At 64.3% G+C, this 16,955-nt stretch carries 17 protein-coding genes and 1 pseudogene; 12 read left to right on the top strand and 6 right to left on the bottom strand.

What is annotated here, in order from left to right; genetic code table 11:
- Nucleotides 1–15 precede the first annotated feature (15 nt).
- Genes BB28_RS18220 through BB28_RS18200 form a run of 5 tightly spaced genes read left to right on the top strand, consistent with a single transcriptional unit; the run spans nt 16 to nt 4,433 of the window.
- Nucleotides 16–270, top strand: coding sequence for a hypothetical protein (locus BB28_RS18220; protein WP_046255956.1), 255 nt, complete (start codon nt 16–18; stop codon nt 268–270).
- Complete coding sequence (locus tag BB28_RS18215) at nt 267–1,256, top strand: phosphotransferase family protein (protein ID WP_046254529.1); 990 nt, start codon at nt 267–269, stop codon at nt 1,254–1,256. The genes BB28_RS18220 and BB28_RS18215 overlap by 4 nt, the downstream gene beginning before the upstream one ends.
- A gap of 17 nt (nt 1,257–1,273) precedes the next feature.
- Complete coding sequence (locus BB28_RS18210) at nt 1,274–2,536, top strand: acyl-CoA dehydrogenase family protein (protein WP_046254528.1); 1,263 nt, start codon at nt 1,274–1,276, stop codon at nt 2,534–2,536.
- Nucleotides 2,537–2,568: 32 nt separating this feature from the next.
- Entirely contained in the window at nt 2,569–3,048 is a 480-nt protein-coding gene (locus tag BB28_RS18205) for a gluconokinase (protein WP_109550575.1), read from the top strand.
- Nucleotides 3,045–4,433 (top strand): GntP family permease, encoded by a 1,389-nt coding sequence (locus tag BB28_RS18200; protein ID WP_046254526.1) that lies wholly within the window; start codon nt 3,045–3,047, stop codon nt 4,431–4,433. The genes BB28_RS18205 and BB28_RS18200 overlap by 4 nt, the downstream gene beginning before the upstream one ends.
- A gap of 5 nt (nt 4,434–4,438) precedes the next feature.
- Here BB28_RS18200 and BB28_RS18195 read toward each other — a convergent pair whose 3' ends face one another.
- On the bottom strand, nt 4,439–5,191 hold the full coding sequence (locus BB28_RS18195) for a class I SAM-dependent methyltransferase (protein WP_046254525.1): 753 nt from the start codon (nt 5,189–5,191) through the stop codon (nt 4,439–4,441).
- Nucleotides 5,188–5,898, bottom strand: coding sequence for a dienelactone hydrolase family protein (locus BB28_RS18190; RefSeq protein WP_046254524.1), 711 nt, complete (start codon nt 5,896–5,898; stop codon nt 5,188–5,190). The genes BB28_RS18195 and BB28_RS18190 overlap by 4 nt, the downstream gene beginning before the upstream one ends.
- Before the next feature lie 74 nt (nt 5,899–5,972).
- Here BB28_RS18190 and BB28_RS18185 point away from each other — a divergent pair, with 74 nt between their 5' ends.
- Complete coding sequence (locus BB28_RS18185; protein ID WP_046254523.1) at nt 5,973–6,632, top strand: TetR/AcrR family transcriptional regulator; 660 nt, start codon at nt 5,973–5,975, stop codon at nt 6,630–6,632.
- 2 nt (nt 6,633–6,634) lie between these two features.
- On the opposite strand, the gene BB28_RS18180 is transcribed toward BB28_RS18185, so the two are convergent.
- The 3 genes from BB28_RS18180 to BB28_RS18170 are packed head-to-tail and all read right to left on the bottom strand — an operon-like array spanning nt 6,635 to nt 10,260.
- Nucleotides 6,635–8,332, bottom strand: coding sequence for a Maf family protein (locus BB28_RS18180; RefSeq protein WP_046254522.1), 1,698 nt, complete (start codon nt 8,330–8,332; stop codon nt 6,635–6,637).
- An 18-nt stretch (nt 8,333–8,350) separates the two neighbouring features.
- The gene (locus BB28_RS18175; protein WP_052740280.1) at nt 8,351–8,653 is read right to left on the bottom strand and encodes an acyl-CoA carboxylase epsilon subunit; all 303 of its coding nucleotides are present in this window, start codon (nt 8,651–8,653) and stop codon (nt 8,351–8,353) included.
- A complete protein-coding gene (locus BB28_RS18170; protein ID WP_044105188.1) occupies nt 8,650–10,260 on the bottom strand; it encodes an acyl-CoA carboxylase subunit beta in 1,611 nt (536 codons plus the stop codon). Before BB28_RS18170 ends, BB28_RS18175 begins: the two co-directional genes overlap by 4 nt.
- A gap of 107 nt (nt 10,261–10,367) precedes the next feature.
- Here BB28_RS18170 and BB28_RS18165 point away from each other — a divergent pair.
- The 6 genes and pseudogenes from BB28_RS18165 to BB28_RS18140 all read left to right on the top strand — a co-directional run.
- A pseudogene (locus BB28_RS18165) lies at nt 10,368–11,387 on the top strand (PucR family transcriptional regulator); the annotation flags it as partial.
- An 84-nt stretch (nt 11,388–11,471) separates the two neighbouring features.
- The gene (locus BB28_RS18160; RefSeq protein ID WP_046254521.1) at nt 11,472–12,029 is read left to right on the top strand and encodes a nuclear transport factor 2 family protein; all 558 of its coding nucleotides are present in this window, start codon (nt 11,472–11,474) and stop codon (nt 12,027–12,029) included.
- Nucleotides 12,026–13,693 carry a steroid-22-oyl-CoA synthetase gene (casI, locus tag BB28_RS18155; protein ID WP_046254520.1) on the top strand — a complete coding sequence of 556 codons (1,668 nt, stop codon included), beginning with the start codon at nt 12,026–12,028 and terminating at the stop codon, nt 13,691–13,693. Before BB28_RS18160 ends, casI begins: the two co-directional genes overlap by 4 nt.
- 41 nt (nt 13,694–13,734) lie before the next feature.
- Nucleotides 13,735–14,874 carry a 3-ketosteroid-9-alpha-monooxygenase, oxygenase component gene (locus BB28_RS18150; RefSeq protein ID WP_046254519.1) on the top strand — a complete coding sequence of 380 codons (1,140 nt, stop codon included), beginning with the start codon at nt 13,735–13,737 and terminating at the stop codon, nt 14,872–14,874.
- An 18-nt stretch (nt 14,875–14,892) separates the two neighbouring features.
- Nucleotides 14,893–15,687, top strand: coding sequence for a biotin--[acetyl-CoA-carboxylase] ligase (locus BB28_RS18145; RefSeq protein ID WP_046254518.1), 795 nt, complete (start codon nt 14,893–14,895; stop codon nt 15,685–15,687).
- Between the two features lie 11 nt (nt 15,688–15,698).
- On the top strand, nt 15,699–16,256 hold the full coding sequence (locus BB28_RS18140) for a PH domain-containing protein (RefSeq protein WP_046254517.1): 558 nt from the start codon (nt 15,699–15,701) through the stop codon (nt 16,254–16,256).
- On the opposite strand, the gene BB28_RS18135 is transcribed toward BB28_RS18140, so the two are convergent.
- Nucleotides 16,172–16,909 carry a GtrA family protein gene (locus tag BB28_RS18135; RefSeq protein WP_046254516.1) on the bottom strand — a complete coding sequence of 246 codons (738 nt, stop codon included), beginning with the start codon at nt 16,907–16,909 and terminating at the stop codon, nt 16,172–16,174. The genes BB28_RS18140 and BB28_RS18135 overlap by 85 nt on opposite strands.
- Between the last annotated feature and the right edge of the window lie 46 nt (nt 16,910–16,955).

Raw genomic sequence — 16,955 nt, 5'->3', positions numbered from 1 at the left:
CGGTACAAACGGATGGTGCCCTTCATTCCGACCGCAGCGGAACTGGCGGGTGCGCTCGCCGAACTGCTCGACGACCTCCAATCTGAGCTGCCCGCATCCTCGGTGCATCGCGCCCGCGTCGGGGCCAACATCGCCAGGATTCTGCAGCGAGAACTGACCACGCCCGCGCAGCCGCCTGCCGATGACCCGTCATGGGAGGACCTGGCCGAGGCGGTGCGTAGTGAACTCGCGGTCGTCAAGCCCGGGTACGACGCCTGGGAGGGCGAATGATCGACCTGGCCGACGGGCTCACCCGTTACCTGCACGACGAGTTCGGCAAAAAGTTTCAGGTGTCTGGCGTGGTTGGCGTTTCTGCGGGCGCCCGACGGCGAAATGTGCTGTTGGATGCCACTTTCGGGGGTGAGACTCTCGAGCTGGTCGCGACGATTGTGCCCGCAGTTGTGCAGCAGGTCCCGGTGGGTAGTGAGGCCGGGGTGCGTGAGCTGGCGCGCAGCCACGGTGTTCCGGTGCCGCGGGTTCGTGGCGTGTGTTCCGAGGCCTCGTACGTGGGTGCGCCCTTCATGATCTCCGAACGCATCGCGGGCGAGACGGTTCCCCGTAAGGTGCTGCGGCTGGTGCAGTCCGCCGGGATCGAGGATCTGGTGGCTGAGCAGCTTGGTGGGGCGATGGGTCGGCTGCATGGGATAGATCCGGCGATGGCGCCGCCGGATCTGCCCGGTGACCCGGAGGCCGAGCCGGCGGTCATCCTGCTGGAACAGATGCGTGAGGGGGTGGCGGCGCTGCTTCCGGATCGGCCGGTGTTCCAGCGCACGCTGTCCTGGCTGACCGAGCGCATGCCCGGGCCACCCGCTCGGCGATGCCTGGTGCACACCGATATTCGCAATGGCAACGTCATCGTCGGCGAGGACGGCTTGCGTGCGGTTCTCGACTGGGAGGGCACCACTCGGTTTGGAGATCCCATGCGCGATGTCGGCTGGACCGCGCTGCGGATGTGGAGGTTCGGTGTCGATGAGCGCGAGTTCGGTGGCTTCGCGGGCCGCGAGGTGTTTGTGTGTGCGTACGAGGATGCAGGCGGCACGTTTGACGCCGACAGGTTCCGGTGGTGGAAGGTGTTGGGCACGCTGTGGTGGGGTGTTGGCCTTGCCGCGCAAGCGAAGTCGTATCTGGACGGTAGCGTGCGGGACATTGTGATGGCGGCAAGTGGTCGCCGGATACCCGAGATCGAGTGGGACCTGTTGATGTTGACGAAGCCGTAGGTGCCGGAAGGATCCAGATGAATTTCGAACTGCCGCCCGAACTCGTCGGTTATCTCGCCGAGCTTGATGAGTTCATCGATCGCGAGATCGTGCCGCTCGAGCAATCCGATGACAACATCCGATTCTTCGATCACCGGCGCGAAGATTCCCGTACCGACTGGGATCGTGGTGGCCTGCCCAATGGTGAGTGGGAGGAACTGCTCGGGGAGGCCCGTCGGCGTGCCGATGCGGCCGGTCACCTTCGGTACCCGTTCCCGGCGGAGTTCGGCGGACGTGACGGGTCCAACCTCGGCATGGCGGTCATCCGTGAGCACCTGGCGCGGCGCGGTCTCGGATTGCACTGCGACCTGCAGAACGAGCACGCCATCGTCGGTAACAACGTGGGGCTGCTTCTCATGCTGGAATACGGCACCGCGGAGCAGAAGGCCCAGTGGGTCGAGGGACTCGCCAGCGGTACGAAGTTTTTTGCGTTCGGCATCACCGAGCCCGAACACGGCTCCGATGCCACCCATATGGAAACCCGGGCCACAAGGGATGGCTCGGACTGGATCATCAATGGTGAAAAGACCTGGAACACCGGTGTGCATATCGCCGACGCCGACCTGATTTTCGCCCGCACCTCGGGCGATCCGGGTGACGGGCGCGGTATCACTGCGTTCCTGGTGCCCGCGGATGCGCCCGGATTCAAGGTCGAGGAATACCTGTGGACCTTCAACATGCCGACCGACCACGCCCACATCTCGCTGACCGACGTGCGGGTCCCCGATTCGGCGGTCTTCGGTGGGGAGGGCCGTGGGCTGGGTGTGGTGCAGCACTTCTTCAACGAGAATCGGATTCGTCAGGCAGCATCCAGCCTCGGGGCGGCGCAGTTCTGTATCGACCGATCTGTTGAATATGCCAAGGAGCGCAAGCCTTTTGGTAAGCCGCTGGCATCGAATCAGGCCATCCAATTTCCACTCGTCGAGCTGCAGACCCAGTGCGAGATGCTGCGCGCGCTGATTCACAAGACGGCATGGTCGATGGACACCTACGGACCGTTCTCGGTCTCCGAACAGGTCTCGATGTGCAATTACGTCGCAAACCGGTTGTGCTGCGAGGCCGCAGACCGTGCCATGCAGGTTCATGGCGGCATGGGGTACTCGCGGCACATGCCGTTCGAACACATCTACCGCCATCACCGGCGGTACCGGATCACCGAGGGTGCCGAGGAGATTCAGATGCGCCGGGTGGCCGGGTATATGTTCGGCTTCATGAATCAAAAGGCGCCCAAGGGGGTCTAGTGGGCGAAACGTCGGTACCCATTGTGGTGGTCATGGGTGTGGCAGGGGTTGGCAAATCAACCGTGGCGCAGGCCCTGGCGAAGCTCCTGGGTGCACCCTGTGCTGAGGGTGATGATTTCCATCCGGACGCGAACATCGCCAAGATGTCGGCCGGAATCCCGCTGGATGACACCGATAGATGGCCGTGGCTGCAGCGGATCGCCGAATGGATGGCCGAGCGTGGACGAGAGGGGACGGGCGGGGTGGTCACCTGTTCGGCACTCAAACGCCGCTACCGTGACGTTCTCCGCGTGGGATACCCGGATGCGTTCTTTGTGCACCTGTCAGGAGACAGGGCGCTCATCGGCGACCGGATGTCGCATCGCTCAGGACATTTCATGCCGACATCGTTGTTGGATTCGCAGTTCGAGATTCTCGAACCGCTGGAACCCGATGAGCGGGGTGCGGTGTTGGATGTCGGTATCGGGCCGGATGAACTGGTAGCGGAGGCCGTAAGGCAGCTCGGCGCATGAACGCCAACCTGATTCTGCTGGCCGAGCCGGCGAAGATCCCGCACACCACCAGCGACGTTCGGCTCCTTGTTGCCGTGGTGCCGAGCATCGGCGTGATCATTGCGCTCATCACCAGGCTCAAGATGCATCCGTTCCTGGCGCTGCTGTTGGGGTCGGGATCCCTGGCCGCCGTCGCGAGTGTGCCGTTCGACAAACTCCTTGGGTCCTTTGTGACGGGATTCGGCTCGACGATCGCCGGCGTCGGACTGCTCATCGGTTTGGGGGCGATGCTGGGTCGCCTGCTGGCCGATTCCGGTGGCGCCAACATCGTCGCCGATGCCGTGCTCGCACGGTCGGGCCCACGCATGCTGCCCTGGGCGGTCGCTCTGATCGCGGCCGTGCTCGGGCTGCCCTTGTTCTTCGAAGTGGGTGTGGTGCTGCTGATTCCGATCGTGCTTTTGGTGGCACGCCGGGGAAATGTGCCACTGCTGCGGGTGGGAATTCCCGCGCTGGCGGGCCTATCCGTATTGCACGGACTGGTTCCGCCGCACCCAGGTCCCTTGGTGGCGGTGGACGCGCTGAAGGCGGACTTGGGTGTCACCCTGGCGTTTGGTCTGCTGGCTGCGGTGCCCACCCTGATAGTGGCGGGGCCCCTCTATGCGCGGGTGGCAGAGCGCTGGGTGGGGCCACTGGAGATCCCTACCGCGACCGCACCCGAAGCCGATCGAAAGGGGCCGGCTCCGAGCGTTGTCGCGGTGTTGGCGACGATCTTGCTTCCGGTGGCCCTGATGTTGGCGAAGGCGCTCTCCGATGTGGTCATCGATAATCCGAAATCGTTGGTGCAGAGGATTTTCGACACCGCCGGTACGCCGCTGGTAGCGCTACTGGTGGCGACCCTGGTGGCAATGGTGACGCTGGGCACGGCATCTGGCCTGGACCGCGCGGGTGTCTCGGGAATCATCGAGAAGTCGCTCGGGCCCATCGCGGGCATCGTCTTCATCGTCGGTGCCGGAGGCGGATTCAAGCAGACCCTCATTGATGTGGGGGTCGGAGATGCCGTGAGCACCTGGTCGGAGAAATGGCATATCCCCGCGCTGGTGCTGGGCTGGCTCATCGCGGTGCTCATCCGATTGGCCACGGGTTCAGCCACGGTGGCGACCATCACCGCCGCCGGTATCGTCTCCCCGCTTGCGGCGGACATGTCTACCGCGCACGTCGCGCTGTTGGTGCTCGCGATTGGTGCCGGGTCGCTCTTCTTCTCCCATGTCAACGACGCCGGATTCTGGTTGGTGAAGGAGTATTTCGGGATGACGGTCGGCCAGACCCTCAAGTCATGGTCGGTGATGGAAACGGTGATTTCGGTCGTCGGATTTGCGATGGTCCTGCTGCTGAGCGCCGTTGTATGACTCGTCTAACCCTTTGTCGCACTCACGAACTGTGAGAGTCCCCGCACCTCTTGCTCAATGTCGTGAAATCCCGAGTTCCACAGCACCGAGGTGATGTCATCGCGGTCGAAGCCGTGTAAACCGTTGCGTGCCGCCATCTTCACGGAGAGCGACCGAACGAGCCTGGGGCCGCGGGTGCAGCTGGTCATCACCGCGATCCGGCCGCCCGGCCTGAGCACCCGGAGCATTTCATCGAGAACTTTGAAGGGCTCGGGTACCAGATACAGCGCGGCGAAACAGCACACCGCATCGAAGCTTCCGTCGTCGAACGGCAGGGTGCGCGCATCCGCCCGCAGGTATCCAACCCCGTTCGCGATATTGGTCCGGACCGCGCGCCGCAGCATGGGCTCGGAGAAATCGAGCCCGACTGCCAGACCGTCGGCGGATAACTGGCTGCCCAGGTATTTGGTGAAGTTTCCTGGCCCGCAGGCGACATCGAGCAGTGTATGGGCCGCGTCGAGTCGCAGGGCCCGTGCCGCACGGCGTCGTTCTGCCGATGGCGTGATGCCGGTGTAGAGCACGGTCTGGCCCCAGCGCCACGGCCCTTGATAGACCGCGGCCACCACGGGGTTGTTCATGGCGCGCTGGGCGACGCGCTGAGGCTGGTCCGAGGGCGGCGGAAGCAGATCCAGGTAGCCGGCCGACGAATGCGCACCCGCGTCGAGTGCGTCGGACCAGACCAGCTCGCCGAGGCGATCCAATGCGGTCGGGGTTGTCATTGGGCCTCCTGCAGCCTGTCGTCGTCGTGAAGGTGCTGAGCGAAAAAGGCGTAGACCCGTTCCCACGCGTCGGCCTCCGCCTCGGGGGAGTACCCGAATCCGGCGATCCGCATCAGTGGTTGCATCGGCAGCTGGTTGGCGAAACTGTGCCCCGCGTCGTACTTCTTGATGTCGTGTTCGATGCCGTGGGCGTCCAGTGCCTTGCGCAACCGGGGCTCGCCCCGAATCACGAAGGGGTCCCGAGTGGCCAGGCTCGCGACGACGGGGCACGCTCCCTCGAAATGGTCGCCGTAGGGGCCGGGCATCGCACCGTAGAAGGGTGCGGCCGCGTCAAAACCCTTGGTGGAAGTGATAAGTACGAATCCACCGCCCATGCAGAAACCGGCGACACCGACCCCGCCTGTGGTGTAGGGCAGCGACAACAGGTGATCGCGCGCGGCCAGGATCTCGTCGATCGCACGACCCCGGCGGGTAATCAGGTTGGTCATGACTCGGCTGATGCACCGGATACGTCCACGTGAGTACAGGTCGGGCGCCAGGGCCACGTAGCCGTTGGCGGCCACGTTCTTGGTGATGCGACGCAAGTCGGGAGTGGACCCGTTGATGTCGTGCAACACCACGATCGACGGCCACGGTCCGTCGCCCGCGGGCTTCTCCAAAATGCCTGTGACTTCACCACTTCTTGTGGGGAAACTGATGTCCGCCATAGCGCTCCTGTGATCGATCACAAATATTGTTTACAGTGATGTTAAGCTAATTGGAAAGGTAGGCTCCAGCTCTGATGGCTGTCAATACCCCATCGGGCCGGCCCCGGGGGCGCCCCGCCCGCACGCCCGAGCAGCACGAGCAGATGCGCGCACGCATCCTCGCCGCCGCCGGTGCCGTGTACGCCAAGCACGGGCAGCGCGGCACCACAGTGGCGCGCATCGTCAAGAAGGCCCACCTGTCTCGGCCGACGTTCTATGTGTTCTTCGACGGAACCGACGACGTCATCACCGCATTGGTCAATCACACCCAGTCGCAGCTCAACGGGAGGCTCTACGCGGTGATCGCGGAGCCGGCCGATCTGATCACCCAAATCGTTGCGGCAGTGGACGTTTACCTCGATACCACCGAGGAGATGGGCGATGCGGCGCGGGTGTTCCATATCGAGGCCCACGATCCGGCTTCCTCCGCACATCGATTGCGCCAGGAGAACGAGGAGGTAATGGTCGAGATGCTGCGCGGCCGGATCATCGAATCCGGCCGTCCTGCACCATCTTCAGAGGCCTTCCGAATGCTGTTCGGAACCCTGCAGGCGGGCAGTTACCGCTACTTGTCGACGCCCGGCAGTGATCGCCGGGAGGCGCGCGCCGCGATGTTGCGGGCGGCAGTGGCGCTGGTAGGCGCTCCGGAGGACTGGCGCCGGGCCGCCGAGCGGCCCGATCTGTTCGGGCAGTAGGGCTAGATGCTCAGGTACTGGGGTGTCAACACAATGGAATACAGGATGGTTCGATAAGCCCGGGTGGGGTCGGTAACCCACTGGCTCACCAGAAAATGCAGCGTCTGAGTGCCATCTGCGTTCATGGTTATGCTGACGACCTGAGGTCCATACGGCTGCAACAGCTTGTGCGGATCACGGGAGATGAACGGATCATCCGGTCGTGGATCGGACGGATCGTTGCGGATCAGCACCGTCATGGGCTCGCTGACCAACTCCTGGGGAGTGCGGAAAAGCTTGAGTCCGATGTGCGCGTCGCCGGAGCCGTTGGAATCGAGCAGGCCGAAACCGCCTGCAGGTAGGGCGAACAACTGATTTTCGCGGTCTCCGCCACCACTGATCTGACCGATCTTCTCCCACGCCGAGGAGTCCAGGAAAGCGGGGTCGTCGATCGGAGGTGTGAGCCACGCGAACCGCGGTGCCCAGGGACCGGTTCCGACATTTCCCGCCACCAGCATTCGGCGACCAGGCGCCGAAACCCCGCTCGGCTGCGAGATTCCGGCCATCACACCCATCGGCTGATATGACGGTCTGCCCGGATCGCTCACGTCGTAGACGGTGGTGTCCGCCGAGACGAAGGTGCTGCATCCCGGCGATGGAATGCACGAGGCGAACAGCAGCGAACGATGCGCCAGCTCCGCAGATCCGGTGGGCAGCAGCCGGGCACCGTCCTGTGCATCCGATGGCAGCGCAAGCGGTTTGGAACGTCCCCCGAGTGCCACCGAGGGGCTGGCAGGATCGACGGGAATGAGCTGAATGCCGTCACCGGTGTTCAGGTAGTCGCCCGTCCACAGGCAGGCCCCGCGGTTGGTGTGCACGCCGAGGTCGAAGGAATCGTCGCGACAGGCGGCCTGAAAACTGGCATTGACCGATGGCATATGCGGAATCGGGTTGCCCTGGGCATCCTTGAATTCCTGCTGTTGGGTTGGCCCGATCATGACGAGTGAGTCCAACAACGGCACCATGCGGGGCGGCAGTGGGGCCGGGGTAGGAGTATCCGGATGGAATGGCTTTGGCGGTACGTGCTTTTCGTGGCGGATCCACAGTGACGAGGCGGGCACCCCGAGCCTGTCCAGCAGTTGGCCCAACAGCGGCACGCTGACGCCGATCACATTCGAGGGATCACCGTCGATGCCTTCGACGAACCAGCTGCCCAGTCCGTCGAGCGTGAAGGCGCCCGCCACCTGCAGGGGCTCGCCGGTAGCTAGATAGGCCTCGAGATCTGCTGCCGACGGTTTCCCGAAACGCACTGTGGTCGAGCGTGTTTCACTGACACGTGCGACGGCCTTGTCCTCGATGACCCGCACCAGGCAGTGCCCGGTCAGCAGCTGAGCGGACCGCCCGGCCATCAACCCCCAGCGGCGACGCGCTTCTTCCACGGTGCCCGGCTTGCCCTGCAACGTGCCGTCGAGCAGGAGCATCGAATCGCAGCCCAGCACCACCGCGTCGGCGGCCACCTCACCGGCCAGAGTCGTCGCGACGTCAAAGGCCTTGGCGCAGGCCAGCACTTCCACGGCTCGCTCCGGGGCGGTACCCGAGGGCTGGGTGGCCACGACCAGATGCTCGTCGACGTGCGAGACGATGACGACTGGGTTCAGGCCGGCCTGCTCCAGGATCCGTTCGCGCGCGGGAGAGGCCGAGGCCAGGACAAATGCGGTCACGGGGCCGGTGACGGCCGTCTAGAACGTGCCCTGCGGGCGCGCCAGCTTCGCGCGCTCGAACAGGGTGACTCGCTGCCAGCTGTGTGGGCTGTAGCGGAGCATGTCAATCGGCTCGGCCCAGAGATTCCGGGGCTTGAGGCTCTCGGTCTCCGCCTTCGAGGCCAGCGCGCTGAGCGCCGCGACCAGGGCCGCGATCTCCTCATCTGTCGGGTTGCCGCTGAGCACCTGCACGTCGGCGGCCTTCACCTTCCCGGAATCGCTTTCCGCGGTTACGGTCTCGCTGGTCTCATCGGTCACGGACGCACCTTCTTCATTCGTCACAGCGGAATGTTCCCGTGCTTCTTCGGTGGGAGCCGCACGATCTTGCGATCGAGCAAGCGCAGCGAGGTGGCGATGTAGCCGCGAGTGTGCGACGGCGGGATGACCGCGTCGACATATCCGCGCTCGGCAGCCATGTACGGGTTCACCAGGGTGTCCTCGTACTCGGCCTGCAACTGCAGGCGCAGGGCGTCCACATCGTCACCGTTCTTGGAAGCCTCGGCCAGCTGCGAGCGGTACACGAATCCGACCGCACCGGAGGCACCCATGACCGCGATCTGTGCGGTGGGCCAGGCGACGTTGACGTCAGCGCCCATGTCCTTGGAACCCATGACGCAGTACGCGCCACCGTAGGCCTTGCGGGTGATCACGGTGATCTTCGGAACGGTGGCCTCGCCGTACGCGTACAGCAGCTTGGCGCCGCGCCGGATGATGCCGTTGAACTCCTGCTCGGTGCCGGGCAGGAAGCCGGGCACATCCACCAGGGTGATGATCGGGACACCGAAGCAGTCGCAGGTGCGGATGAACCGCGCGGCCTTCTCCGAGGCGTTGATGTCCAGGCAGCCCGCGAACTGGGTGGGCTGGTTGGCGACGATGCCGACGCTGCGGCCATCGACACGGCCGAAGCCGACGATGATGTTCTGGGCGTATCCGGCCTGCACCTCGAGGAACTCGTCGTCGTCGAGGATGCGGGTGATGACCTCGTGCATGTCGTACGGCTGGTTCGGGGAGTCTGGAATCAGCGTGTCGAGCTCGATGTCCTCGTCGGTGAGGTGGTCCTCGATGGCGCCGTCGGTGGGCTCAGGTCCCGGATAACGGGGCGGCTCGGAGGCGTTGTTGGACGGCAGGTAGCTCAGGATGTCGCGGACGTAGTCGAAGGCGTCCTGCTCGCCGGAGGCTACGTAGTGCGTGGTGCCGGACTTGGCCTCGTGGGTGTGTGCGCCACCCAGCTCCTCCATGGTGACGTCCTCACCGGTGACGGTCTTGATGACGTCGGGACCGGTGATGAACATCTGGCTGGTCTGGTCGACCATGACGATGAAGTCCGTCAGCGCGGGCGAGTACACGTGACCACCGGCGGCCGGGCCCATGATGAGCGAGATCTGCGGGATGACGCCCGAGGCGATGACGTTGTTGTGGAAGATCTGGCTGTACAGGCCGAGGGAGACGACACCCTCTTGGATGCGAGCGCCTGCACCCTCGTTGATGCCGATGAGCGGGCGGCCGGTCTTGAGGGCCAGCTGCTGCACCTTGACGATCTTCTCGCCGTACACCTCGCCGAGGCTGCCGCCGAACACCGAGACGTCCTGGCTGAAGATGCACACGTCACGGCCGTCGATGGTGCCGAAACCGGTCACCACGCCGTCGCCGAGTGGGCGCTTCTCGCCCAGCCCGAAGTTTGAGCTGCGGTGCTTGGCCAACGCGTCCAATTCCACGAACGAGCCCTCGTCCAGTAGCGCATAGATGCGCTCACGGGCGGTCAGCTTGCCCTTGGCGTGGATCTTGTCGACGGCGGCCTCGCCGACCGGGTGCAGTGTCTCCTCGCTGCGCCGGCGCAGATCGGCGAGCTTGCCCGCGGTGGTGTGGATATCGGGCTCGGTGGTCGTCATGGGTCCCGATGTTATCGCGCTGCACCCGGCAGAACGCGCATGGGCCTTAGAGAGTTCTCAGAAATTTTCTCGAATGGATGTTCACCGATCGAGGTACATACAAAGAGATGGACAAACTGCCTGCGCTGGATGCCGACCTGGTGTTCACGATCGTGTCCCGTTTCGACCAGCTCGAGGGGGCCGACGCGGAGGTCGCGGTGCGTTCGGCGGCGGAACTGGCCGAGTGTCCGGTCGGTGTCCGGTGGTCCGAGGACGCCGAGCCCACGGTATGGCTGGAACGCGAGGGTCCGGCCCGATCCACCGACGAGTTCCTGTTGCACCGGCTGCACCACGTCCTGCGCCGATCTGTGCCGGATGCCGTACCAGCCGCCCTGCATATGGACGATCCAGCGCTGGTCGAAGTGCTGTTGTCCGGCGGTTCGCGACCCGAGGATCGGGTGCGCGCGCCGCGCCTTCTTGGTCTGGATGACGCACGGGAGCTGCGGGTGTTGGCGATCTCCGCACCGGCGGATGCGCGGCAGCTGCTTGCCAGGGCGCTGCCGAACCGGGTGATCCACGGGGCGACCATCGGGCGGGTCGGAGCCCTGATATGCCAGGCGAGCGAGGACACCAAGGCATTGTCGGATCACCTGGACACGGTGATAGTCGGCGAGTTCCCGGCATCGCCCCGAGCGGTGCCGGGCCCCTGGATCGGGATCGGATCCAGCGTCGCCGTCATCGAGGCGCCGACGTCATGGAGTCAGGCACAGCGCGCGCTGCGCTTTGCGTCCTCCACCGGCTTCGGGCGGCGTGCCATCGCGTACGAGCGGCTCCGCCTGCTGGAGGTGCTAGCGGACATCCCACCGGAGCGGCTACGCGAGGTCGACGACGTAGTGCGGATCGATCAGATCGCGTCCACGCCGGCCGGTGCCGTCGAGGTCGACACCCTAGAGGCGCTCTGCCAGTTCGGCACGCTGCGCCGCACGGCTGCCGAACTGCATGTGCATCACAGCACCGTTGCCGCCCGTATTCAGCATGTCGAGCAGCTGATGGGGTGGGACCTCGACGATCCGATGGACAGATTCCTGGCCACCTTCGTGCTGATGGTGCGGCGGATATCGCTGTCCACCGCGGAGTTATCGGGCGGGCAGCCGCCACATGTCGGGCACGTCGCCGATATTTCTCGACGGCTGTCGGGTGACACCGCAGGTGCGAGCGGACACCATTGACCCATGGCAGTCATCGACACCGAACGGACCTGGGAGCTGGTCGAAAAGCGGCTTGCCGCAACGGAAAACGAGCGGCACCGGGTGGTGCTGGGCGCCGTGCTGCATCACATGAGGCTGGAGCGCGATGCCGATCTCGACGGACTGATCGACACTCTGAGCGCGAATCCGAACTATCACTTCTGGATGGACGGGCAGGATTTCGGGCCCAAGGGCCGCGACGGCGTGCGCACCTACTACGCGGGGCTGGTTCAGGGGCGAATGAGCGTCATGGAATTCGAGATGGATCGGCTTCTCGTCGACGACAATTGCGTTGTCACCGAGGGATTCCTCAAACAGATCTATCCCGGTGCGGTCGCGCAGAGCATGGGCTTCCCGATCGAGGACCCCGGCGCCGACTACTTGTTGGTATTCCGTCAGTTGGTGCTGTGGCCGGTCGACGCCGACGGCTTCATCGAAGGTGAGGACTCGTATCACTCGGGGCCGGTGAGCATTACCAAGCTTGCCCCCGAAGAGTTACCGCAGGAGTATCGGGATCTGAAAGGCGCATCATCGGCGCTATGACTCGTGAGTCCACTCCTCGGGCCGATATCGCTGCCATGCTCCTGGACCGGGTCGGCGACAGACATCTGGGGCTCCGGACCCGCGACCGCGACTGGACATGGGATGAAGTGGTCGGCGAGTCCGGCGCACGGAGCGAACTCGCGCAGAAGCTGCGGGCCGAGGGACCCTTCCACATCGGGATCCTGTTGGAGAACGTTCCCGACTTCATCTTCTGGCTGGGCGGTGCCGCGCTGGCCGGCGCCACCATCGTGGGTATCAATCCCACTCGAGGGCCCGTCGAAATGGCCGCCGAGATTCGTCATACCGATTGCCAGCTGATTGTCACCGACACCCGCAATCTCGACCGGTTACGGGATCTCGAGCTGGGTCTGACGATGGACCGGTTTCTGGTGATCGACACGCCCGAATACCTGGCGCAGATCGATGAGAATCGCACTGCGGCATCGGTTTCCCATGGAGTGGGTGCGCAGTCGCTGCTCCTGCTGCTGTTCACCTCCGGCACCACGGGTGCTTCCAAGGCGGTGAAATGCAGTCAGGGCCGTCTGGCGCAGATCGCGCACCTGGCCACCGGCAAATTCGGACATCACCGCGGCGATGTCGACTACTGCTGCATGCCGCTGTTCCACGGGAATGCGTTGATGGCGCTGTGGGCTCCGGCGCTGGCCAATGGCGCCACGGTCTGCTTGATTCCCACCTTCTCGGCGTCACGCTTTCTGCCCGACGTCCGGTACTTCGGCGCGACGTTCTTCACCTATGTCGGTAAGGCACTCGGATATCTGTTGGCCACCGCGGAGCAACCCGACGATGCCGAGAACCCGCTGGTGCGCGGATTCGGCACCGAGGCTTCGCCGGAGGATCAGGCCGAGTTCCGACGACGATTCGGTGCGGAGCTGTTCGAAGGTTATGGATCCAGCGAGGGCGGGGGAGCCGTGGTGCTCGATCCCGGCGCGCCGTCCGGCGCGCTGGGGCGCCCGGCGCACGAGGGTGTGGTGATCGTCGACCCGGAGACGCTACAAGATTGTGTTGCAGCAGTTTTCGATGAGCATGGACGTGTGCTCAATGCCGATGACGCGGTCGGCGAGATTGTCGACAAGCAGGGGCGGCGCGGGTTCGAGGGCTACTACAAGAACGACGACGCGGATGCCGACCGCATTCGCAACGGGTGGTACTGGACCGGTGACCTCGGCTATCTCGATGCCGCCGGGTTCATCTACTTCGCGGGGCGTCGCGGTGACTGGATCCGGGTCGACGGTGAGAACACGTCGGCGCTGACCATCGAGCGGGTGCTGCGGCGCCACCCGGCCGTGATCGCGGCAGGCGCCTATGCGGTACCCGATCCGCGTTCGGGTGATCAGGTGATGGCGTCCATCGAGGTGGCCAATCCAGAGGCGTTCGATGTGGACGGATTCACCGAGTACCTCGCGAGGCAGGAGGACCTGGGTGGCAAGGGAATTCCACGTTTCCTGCGGGTATCGGCGAACCTGCCGGTAACGGGCTCCAACAAGGTGCTCAAGCGCGAGCTGCAAGCGCAGCGCTGGCATACCGATGAATCCGTGTTCCGTTGGGAGGGAAGGGGTACGCCGGTGTATCGGCGGATGAGTGCGGATGACAAAACCGCACTCGATGCTCAATTCACGGCATATGGGCGACAACGGCTGCTGTAGAGCGCAGTATTGAAGACGAGTCAGCGAAAGGACAGCCCCCGATGACTGACGAAATGATTCGCGAAATCGACAGCGGCACAGTGATGACCCGGTTTGCCCGGGGGTGGCATTGCCTGGGACTGGCCGAGTCGTTCCATGACGGTGAGCCGCATGGCATCGAGGCGTTCGGTACGAAGTTGGTGGTGTTCGCCGACTCGCACGGTGAGATCAAGGTGCTGGACGGATACTGCCGTCACATGGGCGGTGATTTGTCGCAGGGCACCATCAAGGGCGACAACATCGCGTGCCCATTCCACGACTGGCGTTGGGGCGGCGACGGTAAGTGCGCGCTGGTTCCGTATGCCAAGCGCACCCCGAAACTCGCGCGCACTCGCAGCTGGCCCACTCTTGAGGTGAACGGTCAGCTGCTGGTGTGGCATGACCCGGAGGGGTCTGCGCCACCGCCCGAGCTCAGCCCGCCGGCGATCGAAGGCTATGCGGAAGGTAAATGGTCATCATGGCAATGGAACTCGATCCATATCGAGGGATCGCATTGCCGCGAGATCGTCGACAACAACGTGGATATGGCGCACTTCTTCTATATCCATCACGCCTATCCGACGTACTTCAAGAACGTCATCGAGGGCCAGACCGCCAGCCAGTTCATGGAGTCCAAACCGCGGCCCGACTTTGTTCCTAACCCCGAAAAGCTTTGGGAAGGAACGGGTGTGCGCTCGGAGGCCACATATTTCGGCCCGGCATACATGATCGACTGGATTCACAACGACCTCGGTCCCGGATTCACCGTCGAAGTGGCGCTTATCAACTGCCACTATCCGGTGACGCACGATTCTTTCGTGCTGCAATGGGGTGTGGCCATCCAGGAGATGCCCGATCTGCCGCCGGATAACGCGCGTAAGCTCGCCGCCGCGATGGCCAGATCATTCGGCGACGGATTCCTGGAGGATGTCGAAATCTGGAAGAACAAGACGCGGGTAGACAATCCGTTACTCACTCAGGAGGACGGTGCCGTCTATCAACACCGGCGCTGGTACGAGCAGTTCTACGTGGATCTGGCAGATGTCACCCCGGACATGACAGAACGTTTCGAGATCGAGGTGGACACCACGCATGCCCACGGGGTGTGGGTGCACGAGGTCGAAGAAAATCTTGCCGAGCGGGCCGCCACGGCGTCGCGCTGAGAGCCCTAGGCTGAGCGTGTGACCTCGGACAGACTCACCCTCACCGACAGCCCCGGCGGACAGTGGCGCCGCATCGACGTCGTCGACGAAACCGGATCCACCAACGCCGATCTGGTGGCACGCGCCACGGCGGGGGAGGACATCGACGGTGTCGTGCTGCTGGCCGAACACCAGACCGCCGGCCGGGGGCGTCACGGCCGCAACTGGGGCGCGCCCGCGCGCACGCAGCTATCGATGTCGGTGGGCATAGGAGTCGGTGAGGTGCCACCGGATCGGTGGGGATTGGTGCCGCTGCTGGCCGGAGTGGCGATCGTCGACGCGGTCGCCGAGGTCTCGGGTATCCAGGCCGGGCTCAAGTGGCCCAACGATGTGCTGGTGGAGGGGCGCAAGCTGTGCGGGATCCTGGCAGAGGTCGCGACGCCGCAGTTGGCCATCGTGCTCGGCCTCGGACTCAACGCCACCTTCACCGAACATGAGCTGCCCGACCCCAACGCGACGTCCCTGGCGATCCTGGGCTGGGCCAATCCGGATCGCAACGAGCTGGCGCGAGCGGTGCTGCGTGAACTCGGGGGCCGCATCGAGCATTGGCGCACCGCGAGGGGAGTCGATGAGCAGCTGTTGGAGGACTACCGTGCCCGCAGTGTCACCCTGGGAGCGCGGGTGCGGGCCGAGCTGCCGGGCGAGCGTGAACTGATCGGCGTAGCCGTTGGGCTCGGTAACGATGGACAGCTCCGTATCGAGGCCGCAGACGGCACCGTCACCGCGGTGACGGCGGGCGACATTACGCATCTGCGCCCGCTGAGCGACCAGTAAAGTCGCTGCACGTGGGGTATCCGGAGAACGTACTCGCCGACGACGAGCAGGTGGTGTTGCACCGCCATCCACATTGGAAGCGACTGATCGGCCCGGCCCTGGTGTTGATTCTGTCCACCGGCGCGGCGGCCTTCATCGCCGCAATGGTCGATAACACCGACTGGCAGCCCACCGCGAAGAACGTGGTGATGATCGCGATCGGTGTTGTCTGGCTGGTGCTGGTCGGCTGGCTGAGTGTATGGCCATTCTTGAACTGGCTGACCACGCATTTCGTGATCACCGACCGGCGCGTGATGTTCCGTCACGGACTACTGAGCCGTTCGGGAATCGATATCCCGTTGGCGCGTGTCAACAGCGTCGAGTTCCGGCACGGCTTGGTGGACAGGATTCTGCGCACCGGCACCCTGATCATCGAGTCGGCATCGCAAGATCCGTTGGAGTTTCACGAGATACCGCGAGTGGAATACGTCCACTCGCTGCTATATCACGAGGTTTTTGACACCCTCGGTTCGGAGGAGGGCGACAGCCGCTCCACCGGGCGCGGCCGCGAACGGCCACCCGCCACGTGATGCGCTGAGCCGTACAAGCCGCGGCCGACTTCGGTCCCGTGATGCACGGTGGTGCTGTTGGGCAGCCCTGTGGGTGGGTGCAACGGAGTGACGTTTTCCGGGTCGGCGCCTGATCCGTCGTCGTCCACATCGACCGAGACGAAAGCCACCGGAGTCTCGCCGTGGCGCCCGAATTCGTCGGGAAACACCCAGCGGCGGAACGCCCAGAACCGGAACGCCATCTGCAGCAGGTTGCCGATGAGGTACGCGCTGATGAAGTCGGCGATGTTCTCGACCGTCAGGCTGACGTTGGGCACGCGCAGCTCAAAGATGTAACTCGACACCCACAGCGGAAGCATGGCGATCAGCACGCCGATGCCGCTGACCGCGAAGAACAGCAGCGCCTCGTGGTGCCGTTCCCGGCCGCCGCGGTCCCGGAAACTCCATTCCCTGTTGAGGATGTAGGAGGCGATGACGGCGATGATGCCGGAGATGATCTTCGCGGTGAGTGGTTTGGGCTCCAGGATCGTCAGCTTGAGTGCGTAGAAGATACCGGAGTCGATGATGAACGTGGTGGCTCCGACGATGCCGAACTTGATCAGCTCGTGGTGCCGCTCGGCGACAGGCCGGATGAACCGGGGCAGCCGGGCGATGGTGGCATCGGCGAAAGACACAAATGGCGAGTGTACGGAAGATGGCATGGCAGTGCGAAGCGGTCCG

This window comes from Mycobacteroides chelonae CCUG 47445 (assembly GCF_001632805.1).
GTDB lineage: Bacteria > Actinomycetota > Actinomycetes > Mycobacteriales > Mycobacteriaceae > Mycobacterium > Mycobacterium chelonae.
This window is presented reverse-complemented; position numbering and strand designations above follow the sequence as displayed.

Excerpts from the sequence above, each read along its gene's own strand:
- BB28_RS18215 (WP_046254529.1), top strand. The coding sequence starts at position 267 with ATGATCGACCTGGCCGACGGGCTCACCCGTTACCTGCACGACGAGTTC.
- BB28_RS18210 (WP_046254528.1), top strand. The coding sequence starts at position 1,274 with ATGAATTTCGAACTGCCGCCCGAACTCGTCGGTTATCTCGCCGAGCTT.
- BB28_RS18205 (WP_109550575.1), top strand. The coding sequence starts at position 2,569 with ATGGGTGTGGCAGGGGTTGGCAAATCAACCGTGGCGCAGGCCCTGGCG.
- BB28_RS18200 (WP_046254526.1), top strand. The coding sequence starts at position 3,045 with ATGAACGCCAACCTGATTCTGCTGGCCGAGCCGGCGAAGATCCCGCAC.
- BB28_RS18195 (WP_046254525.1), bottom strand. The coding sequence starts at position 5,191 with ATGACAACCCCGACCGCATTGGATCGCCTCGGCGAGCTGGTCTGGTCC.
- BB28_RS18190 (WP_046254524.1), bottom strand. The coding sequence starts at position 5,898 with ATGGCGGACATCAGTTTCCCCACAAGAAGTGGTGAAGTCACAGGCATT.
- BB28_RS18185 (WP_046254523.1), top strand. The coding sequence starts at position 5,973 with ATGGCTGTCAATACCCCATCGGGCCGGCCCCGGGGGCGCCCCGCCCGC.
- BB28_RS18170 (WP_044105188.1), bottom strand. The coding sequence starts at position 10,260 with ATGACGACCACCGAGCCCGATATCCACACCACCGCGGGCAAGCTCGCC.
- BB28_RS18160 (WP_046254521.1), top strand. The coding sequence starts at position 11,472 with ATGGCAGTCATCGACACCGAACGGACCTGGGAGCTGGTCGAAAAGCGG.
- casI (WP_046254520.1), top strand. The coding sequence starts at position 12,026 with ATGACTCGTGAGTCCACTCCTCGGGCCGATATCGCTGCCATGCTCCTG.
- BB28_RS18150 (WP_046254519.1), top strand. The coding sequence starts at position 13,735 with ATGACTGACGAAATGATTCGCGAAATCGACAGCGGCACAGTGATGACC.